Source organism: Vibrio sp. 10N.222.54.A3 (genome assembly GCF_041474095.1).
GTDB classification, from domain to species: Bacteria; Pseudomonadota; Gammaproteobacteria; order Enterobacterales; family Vibrionaceae; genus Vibrio; species Vibrio crassostreae_C.
Window position 1 is genome coordinate 24633 of the sequence record NZ_JBFRTN010000005.1, and the last position, 6598, is coordinate 31230.

Below are 6598 nucleotides of genomic sequence, written 5' to 3' on the forward strand. Positions count from 1 at the left end.
TATGAGAAAGAAATTTTGTTGTAGTAGTGACCAAACAGGTGTGATGAGAATGTGGAAATGCCAACAAGATGAAAGCAAAACAGAATGAAGCTAGTCACACTAAACAATCAAAATCTCTTACTATTCTGTCATGATGACAGATTGGAACACGGGTAAAATGCCGGAGATATACTCTACGACACTTGCTCCATTAGGTATTCAAAAGCGGTTTCTACCTGTGCTTCTGTCATCGAATCAAATTCAAAGCGTTCCATCGATTCAATTAACTGACTGGGTACAGGTTGTGTGTCGTGATCAGAGTGAGTGCTCGGCACTTTAGTTGTATTCATGTATCTATCACCTTCTTGTCTTTGATGAGTAGATACTAAATCAACAAAACACCCCCTCCCCCCATATTGGCGTTAGGTAAGCATAAACAGGGGCCGAGAATAGAAAACGGGGGGAGATTGGCTTTGAGGTGCAGCACCGAATATTAAATTTTCGTCTCTAGCTGGCTTGAAGAGGACTCTTCATCGAGACAACTAGAGTGGAATTGATAGCTAAAGACTTTCACTAATTCTTGCTCACGAAAACTCGCCACAACAGCAATTTGGTAACCCATCGTAAAGAAGTCGTCATAAGAATAAGGGATCTGTGTTAATCGCTCACCGGTATCAGTAAAGCCAAGTACCCATGTATTGGTGCTTGAATCGAAATCAATGATGGTCAGTAGAATTGAGCGTCTTGCATCGAATCGATACACAGAATTGGTGGCCATGGAAAAGGCAAACCCAAATTCATCGTCCATAGTAGGTTCAGCCGGGACACGAGCATCAGCAAACAGCTTACAGGCAGATAGCTGACTAAGGAGAGCTTCAGAACTGCCTTCTACTTTATTGAAGAAACCAGATATCGCTCCGAGGAAAGTATACCCGCGTTTATTCGCCATCTTTGCAAGACCAGGTAAATCAGATTGAGCTTCACTGTCAATCAGAATCGCAATTTCTGTCTTCACCACCGTTTTTCGCCATATCGGTACTAACGACATCCAATGGCTCATAGGAAGACCGGTATACCCTTGTTCAGTTTTCAACGTTGCAAAATATCCAGAATCCACAGGGTAAATTGTCAGAACAGCAAGGGTAAAATTACTTGTGCCAGAAGTAGGAAAAAAACTGCAATCTGAATTGAAACATGTCGTCGAGTCAACGGAGAGGATGTCGTTATCTATCCAAGACATTGACGCCTCGGGAACTCGAAAACGGACCAGAACATCTCTTTCACGCACTGCCTTATATTCCTTGGGAAGACCTAACATAGACATATGTGGCAAGTTAATGTCATCAGGATGTGTTCGCAAACTCTTCACGACTTGCTGGTGGATATACACATCGGCCTGCTCTTGAGTACACTCAACTTCTTTGACAGAGCCGGTATCGCTGCGCTTAGTTTTGTAGATCAGTTTTTTGGAGCGACCACTCACTACAGAATGAGTGAGGAATACATTCTTCTTCCCTTGCGTGATGATATTCGCAGTAGGCAGTCGCTCAGGTTCGTTGTAAGTTTCAGTGTTCGTCATTAGTACCCCCACCCGCCCATAAAGCCATCAGAACCAAGAGTGGTTGGCGATGGGTTATCAGTTGACGGTTGTTCTGTTGCATCTTGAACCGGAGGAATAAATTCCATTTTTGGTCCATCAGTGGAACCTGCACGCTTAATCAAATCAGCAGCAGACTCACCTGTGTGTGTAACTACCTTCGAAGTACACACAGTATTGGTGTTCTTGATTGGCTGTCCAAAGGTGTTAACAGGAACGTTGTTTTGGTTTGAACTTAATAATTGCTTCTCTTTCTTTCCACGAGCGATCTCGTGGTCCATGGTGGATTTCATGTTCGTCCACATATTATCTTCTACGCTCATGAGCGTTTTAATACGACTGCGGTAATGAGGCTTATCGAAACCGAGTTGATTGAACAACAAGCGCATCATTCTACGAATTGCAGATTTCTTACGCATCTGACCAACAAATGCAGTATTCCAAACCGACTGGTTAGAACTGAAACTCATAGCCGCCATAAGCTCGATCTCATCCAACTCTTCACGGGATAGTGCTTCACAATAAACATGCCCTCCCAGTGTCTCCCCAACAGCATAAGCACATAGTAAGTCCCCACTGGCATAGGCACCTTGAGAAGTATGCTCAGGCAGTGAACGAGAGCCATGATAGACAAATTGGTCATTGCTAAAAACTTGATCCGCTGTAACTTGCGCCATTTCACCTGACTCGAACGCTAAGTGAATCAGTCCGTGGTATGTCGGCATAAATTCCAACACGAAGAAATTCGATACATAATCGTGACGATACAAAAAGGTGCCGTGATTCAAGCCTTCCTCAACAGACAAACCAATGGTCGCTTGGTTCAGTATGCTCCAATACACTGAGTTCGCATCCATATTAGAGGTAATCGACTCACCAAAGCTTTCCAGAATGTATGCCACATATTCCAGCTCTAAGTCTGTATCAAGACCCGATTGGTTCTCAGCAACGATAGTCGAAAAATGAGGACGTGCAGCCTCGACTGCTTGTAATACTAGTGATTGATTAGTCATGATAGCGCCCTCCAATTAACGGCAGTACTTCGGAATAGTGATAGAAGTGATTCCTGATAGATTCACGCGTTTTGTCCATACGCCTGTAGAAAGGCAAGTCGCCAATGTATGTAGCCCATCTTTGAACTTAATCATCGATTCTTCCTTTCTTTGTAAGTCATAGACTTCACATAAATCAGCATCGACATACTCAATGCATGCAAACAAGAAGGCACCCAAGTTCACCTCAAGCAAGCTTGCTACGTAGGTATAGAACGCTTCTTGAATGTGATATCCCAAGTTACCCGCTTGCTTGGCAAACGCATCAGGGTCCGTACTCGCAGTTGTTTTTACATCAACAGCAATACAGTCGAAGCGTAGCCAGTCAAAGCGACACTTGAGCCACAAGCCAGTTTCTGGGCAGTGAGCGATAAAGGAGATCTCTGGTAACCCATCTTGAATCAATGCATCTGCATCAACATTATCTCGACATGTTTCGTGTACGCGGTGTGCATCGTCCCAGACAATGGCATCAATCGCTTTTTTACCTTTATGGATAGCCTTATTGTTGTGCTCTTCTAAAACCGTATCCCAAAATTGCAGGGTCGGTTCTACTGCCAATAACTCTTTCATCAAACGCTCTTTATTGGCGCTTTTTGGCACATTAGGGATGTTAAGCTTCTCAACAAGCGCTTGCATTTCTGCGACCGTTCTAAGGGCATTTGGGTAATCAGCTGGCACAATATCGCGGTAATAGCGGTCATAGAACCCATGAGGCTCTAGGACCAACTCATGACCATAAGTGCCTGCATCAAAGGTGCGTTGCAGCGACTTCGACACGGTTCTACCACGGTCAATATCGCTTATGTATTTTCTGTAAAAGTGGGCAGGGGATTTCTTTACAAGCAGTTTCAACTGAGATGATGAATACGCGGGTAGGGCATGGTAAACCTCGTTCTCCATACCAATGTAAATCCCCTCGATGAGCTCACCTTTTTCATCGAGCCAGCTCGGGGACCCATCTTTGTTGTATGCCTTAAGCACATCACAAGTACTACCATCAAATTTGAATGGAGTAACCGAATCTCTTAGCGAGCTAATCATTTCAGTAATCATAATATGCCTTCTTAAACTTGTTTGTGATGTTATGAATATACATCACGAAATCCATTTTTTAGTAGTAATCTCCCCCCACTTTGAAAATTAGCGAATTCTCCTTGAGCCCTTATATATCAATGTCTTTGAAAGAAATCCTAACTGTCTAAACCAGTCCAAAATCGGTGTATAACCAATGATGACAGAATCAAAAATGGACATCGAATATGCTAGGTATGAACTATGTAATTCCATACGCCAAACACAGAACAAATACTGGCAGTGGCGCAGGTGTGCCGTTGATATTGAAATCGAAAGGGCTCGCAAATGGTGAAGGACTTTATGGTGATTGCTTTAACTTGCCGATAAAGCAAGGCGGGGTGTGGTTGAAAGAAGCCGAAATGGAATCAATGCTCACGAGCACGCTGGTGGAGCTCGGTAAGATACCGAAGAAATTTATAATCACCCGGTTGAACTTAGGACCAAAGGCTGTTCCTGATGAGTTGTTTCTCAATATCTTTGCGAGACATCCTCTGCCCTCAAATGTGAAGCTCAATGGTGTTTGGGCAAGAACGCTTACCCCCGAGTCGCCGTTTGTACTTTCTGTTATCGACCTTCGTGGCCAGAAGTGTGAATTATCCGTGACGGAAAAAGTCAGCCTGCTGCTGGGCAATGTATCCGGAGAAGTCGCGATACTGTCAGACTCCCCTTATACGACCTTTCCAAAGTGCCAATATCAAGCCAAGATGCTGAACGCGGATTATGACAATGATGGCCGTGTAGCTGGGCGGCTATTGAATTTTGAACAGCTACAGCTTTCTAATGCGGCTGCGCTTTTGATCGATGAATCTACGAAACCAGAAAGACTTCAACAAGTTCTCCATTGGTGTGAGTTGTATCAAATAAAGGTCCGAAAGATAGACGCACGGCACGGTCAACAATAAATATTGCCAATTAACGCCCGAAAATTGGCTCTTTAATTGAAAACATCGTTTGAGGGAAACGTTACCTTATTACCGTCTTTACGTTTATTGGTAACTCTATGATCCACTTCCTAACTATTGCTGCCGCCATTTGGGTACTTAAGTATCTGATGGAGCGCTTCCAAAAGAGCAGAGTACTCGTGTTTATCACGGGAATAGTTGGTGTACCTTTACATGAACTCGGACATTACCTGATGTGCAAATTGGTTGGGTTTAAGGTAACCGAAGTGAAACTGTTTCAAATGCCGACTCAAGATAATCCCGTGCTCGGCTACGTAAATTACGAATACCCAATGACCATCTCCGGTTCAATTCGAAAAGTAATAGTCAGTATTGGCCCAATTTTCACAAGCATCGTCGCACTGTATTTCCTCTCACCACAAGTGACACCGTATCTTTTTAATAACAACACAATTGACCTAACGTTGTTCATGAATAAAGCAGGGTGGCAACAGTGGTTTCTCATCTGGGTTTTATCTTCAGTAACACTGCACATGCTTCCATCTCTCACTGACATCAAAATCGCAATGGCTGGCTCACTGTGGATTGGGGTGTTTACTTATGTCGGCTTAATCTACGCAGCTTCACACACCACAACCGTTCTAAGCAGCGTCAATATCTATCTGGAAGAAATGGCAGGTTTGATGAGTGTTGGGGCAATCATCGCAACGGTCCCAGTCGCTATAACGCTACTTCAATTTATTTTCTCAACGATGAGTTCGCGTATGTATAACAAAAGCGTTAATTCATTAAAAAGAGACTAGACCAATGAAAATGACTCAAAAGAAAACATTAGCTGCGTTCATGATTTCAATCATGGCAGTCGGTTGTGCATCTAACGACATGACCAAATTGGAAGTAGAAAAGGCGAAGCATGACGCAACGGTTGACCGTGTGGATGAGACACTGAGTAACATTCCATCTTGGTACATGAAACCACCGAAGTCTAACGGTGAAGGCTTTTTTGCAGCCGGAACAGGAATGAGTTCTGACTTAGACATGGCGGTAACCAAAGCGAAGATTAACGCTGAGTTCGAATTGGCCAAGAAATATCGCCAAATCGTATCGGGCAGTGAACGTGCGTACACATCAGAAACAACCAATTCAGCAACAACGGAAAGCAAAGTCGTATCGTTGACCGAAAAGACAATCGATAAGCTGGTGGCGAACGCACAGCTCTCTGACTATGACGTAACGGATACAGAAATTATCCGTGAAGGTACTCAGTACCGCGTCTACTTATTGTCATTCATGCCATACGATTCGAACAATGATGGCAATGATGACTTATTCCGTGACGTTCGAGCAGCAAGCGACATTGCCTTTAAAGACTTAGAGCGTCGTGTAGATAAGGCAACAAACGGCAACGCTGTTGAGTAGGGTGGTGCCGTGTGAAGGCCATCAATCATCAAATAACAACAGCAAGCGCCTATTACATCTGCATGAATACCATGCAAGACACATTCTATTGGATGTCATTTGCAGGTATGGGTTTCGCGATGTTAGGAGCATTACTGCCTGACATTGACACCAGACATAGCAGGGTAGGGCGCATTGTTCCGTTTTTGAGTATACCGATTGAAGGCATTCTCGGGCATCGAGGAGCGCTACATAGTTTACTTGCCGCGTTCGGGCTTTGGTTCTTATGTGCGACGTATGAGTTTCCTTGGGCATACTCGCTGACATTTGGCTATATAGGTCACCTGGTGGGGGATGCTTGTACCAAATCAGGCGTCAATTTCTTTTGGCCGATCACTACTCGGTATCGAGTGCCGCTGACGCCAGCAAGTAATGGCTTCTTTGAGGCGGTAACGACTGTTAGTTTTTTTTGTTTAGCGATGTACATCGGAGTACAAAATTAAAGTGGTGAAGATTCGATCAATTTCAATTTGGTTGACCTAATAGTCAAGGCAAACAGTCATATCAATTTCAATTTGGTTGACCTAATAGTC

Annotated in this window: 8 protein-coding genes; 4 read left to right on the top strand and 4 right to left on the bottom strand. The window is 43.8% G+C overall.

The annotated features are described in order from the left end of the window. Positions 1-173: 173 nt before the first annotated feature. From AB4507_RS01075 to AB4507_RS01090, 4 genes are all read right to left on the bottom strand, one after another. A complete protein-coding gene (locus AB4507_RS01075; protein ID WP_154724030.1) occupies positions 174-329 on the bottom strand; it encodes a hypothetical protein in 156 nt (51 codons plus the stop codon). A 143-nt stretch (positions 330-472) separates the two neighbouring features. Beyond that, positions 473-1558: a hypothetical protein gene (locus AB4507_RS01080; RefSeq protein WP_154724029.1), complete on the bottom strand. Its 1086-nt coding sequence runs from the start codon at positions 1556-1558 to the stop codon at positions 473-475. Then, positions 1558-2589, bottom strand: coding sequence for a recombinase RecT (locus tag AB4507_RS01085; RefSeq protein WP_081230253.1), 1032 nt, complete (start codon positions 2587-2589; stop codon positions 1558-1560). The genes AB4507_RS01080 and AB4507_RS01085 overlap by 1 nt, the downstream gene beginning before the upstream one ends. A 15-nt stretch (positions 2590-2604) precedes the next feature. Beyond that, positions 2605-3684: a PD-(D/E)XK nuclease-like domain-containing protein gene (locus AB4507_RS01090; RefSeq protein WP_372157500.1), complete on the bottom strand. Its 1080-nt coding sequence runs from the start codon at positions 3682-3684 to the stop codon at positions 2605-2607. Positions 3685-3890: 206 nt separating this feature from the next. Here AB4507_RS01090 and AB4507_RS01095 point away from each other — a divergent pair, with 206 nt between their 5' ends. From AB4507_RS01095 to AB4507_RS01110, 4 genes are all read left to right on the top strand, one after another. After that, positions 3891-4607 (top strand): hypothetical protein, encoded by a 717-nt coding sequence (locus tag AB4507_RS01095; protein ID WP_372128025.1) that lies wholly within the window; start codon positions 3891-3893, stop codon positions 4605-4607. 98 nt (positions 4608-4705) lie between these two features. Further along, positions 4706-5410: a hypothetical protein gene (locus tag AB4507_RS01100; RefSeq protein ID WP_372157498.1), complete on the top strand. Its 705-nt coding sequence runs from the start codon at positions 4706-4708 to the stop codon at positions 5408-5410. Between the two features lie 4 nt (positions 5411-5414). Further along, positions 5415-6026 (top strand): LPP20 family lipoprotein, encoded by a 612-nt coding sequence (locus AB4507_RS01105; protein WP_081230257.1) that lies wholly within the window; start codon positions 5415-5417, stop codon positions 6024-6026. Positions 6027-6037: 11 nt separating this feature from the next. Then, entirely contained in the window at positions 6038-6508 is a 471-nt protein-coding gene (locus AB4507_RS01110) for a metal-dependent hydrolase (protein WP_239917316.1), read from the top strand. The last annotated feature ends 90 nt before the right edge of the window (positions 6509-6598 follow it).